We start from the raw sequence: 1,066 nt of genomic DNA, 5'->3' as shown, positions 1-1,066 counted from the left end.
GCGGAGTAGAGGGCCATTTCCACCTGCTCCCTTGTGGTAGGGCCGAAGCCTGCGTCGGCACAGGGCAGGGTAAGCACGGCAAAGCGGCGATGTCCGAGTTCGGTCAGGTGGCGGGCTGCCAGGCCAGCCCCGGCAATGTTGTCGACGCCGATCGCTGCAACGGCGTCGTCGTCGTCCGAATCGAGATCGAGCGCGACAAAAGGGAGTTTGCGTTCACGCGCCAGTTCGACCAGCCTTGAACCGCCATCGACGCAAAAGACGATGAAACCGTCGACCAGCGCACTTTGGATGTTCCAGGCAAGCTGTTCGTTGTTGGCTGCGGAGACCAGCGAAATCCCCGCACCGGTCGCGTCGCAGGCCTGCGAGATGCTGGCCATCATCACCCGGGCAAAGGGGTCGTCGAAGAAATAGGAGAGGGGTTCCGCGGTCGCGACACCGATGGCATTGACCTTGCCGGCGCGCAGCAGCCGGCCCTTGGGATCTGGTCCGCCATATCCCATGGCCTCGGCTGCCGCCTTGACCCGCTCGCGGACCTCCTCGCGCACGATGTCCGGCCGGGCGAACACGTTGGACGCGGTGCCGTGCGACACGCCGGCCGCCTTGGCAATGTCCGCCAGACGGACCGGTCTTGTCTTTGCAGAGGTCAATGGCGCCATCTTCGTCTCCTGAATTCCTTCCATCTAACACTTTCGTTGGATCGGTTCAAATTTTGACTTGATCACAGTCTCGGCAAGGCGTATGTTTGAATCGATCCAAGCAAACGGCGGTTCTCTAAATTGGATCGGTTCAACATATTTAGGGGAGTTGTGCCATGCATCCCGTCAATTTTCTGTTCGAAGATATTTACCGCAACGACTGGAGCATCTCGTCGAACACCACGACGCAGAAGCGCCGTGGCAAAGCCAGCCCATGGGTTCGCGAGTTGCGGTTCCTTGTGGAGCGCAAGCGGAGCTGATCGGGGTCGGTTTTTCGCGCCTGTCGATTGGATCGATTCAAGGACTAAAGGAGCGCACATCATGCATCCCGTCAGCTATCTGTTCGAAGACATCTACCGCAACTATTGGGG

Annotated in this window: 2 protein-coding genes; one reads left to right on the top strand and one right to left on the bottom strand. The window is 59.5% G+C overall.

The window, feature by feature from the left end; genetic code table 11:
* Positions 1-656: LacI family DNA-binding transcriptional regulator (locus tag EOC06_RS37695; RefSeq protein WP_164899014.1), on the bottom strand; the 656-nt coding region annotated here is incomplete at its 3' end.
* An 82-nt stretch (positions 657-738) separates the two neighbouring features.
* On the opposite strand from EOC06_RS37695, the gene EOC06_RS41185 reads away from it, so the two are divergent.
* Positions 739-1,066, top strand: a 328-nt coding sequence (locus EOC06_RS41185; RefSeq protein ID WP_206631361.1) for a hypothetical protein, incomplete at its 3' end; no start/stop codon positions are given.

It is taken from the genome of Mesorhizobium sp. M7A.F.Ca.MR.362.00.0.0 (assembly GCF_004023175.1).
In the GTDB taxonomy this organism is placed as follows: domain Bacteria; phylum Pseudomonadota; class Alphaproteobacteria; order Rhizobiales; family Rhizobiaceae; genus Mesorhizobium.
The sequence above is the reverse complement of the archived record's forward strand: the minus strand, read 5'-3'. Positions and strand labels throughout refer to the sequence as shown.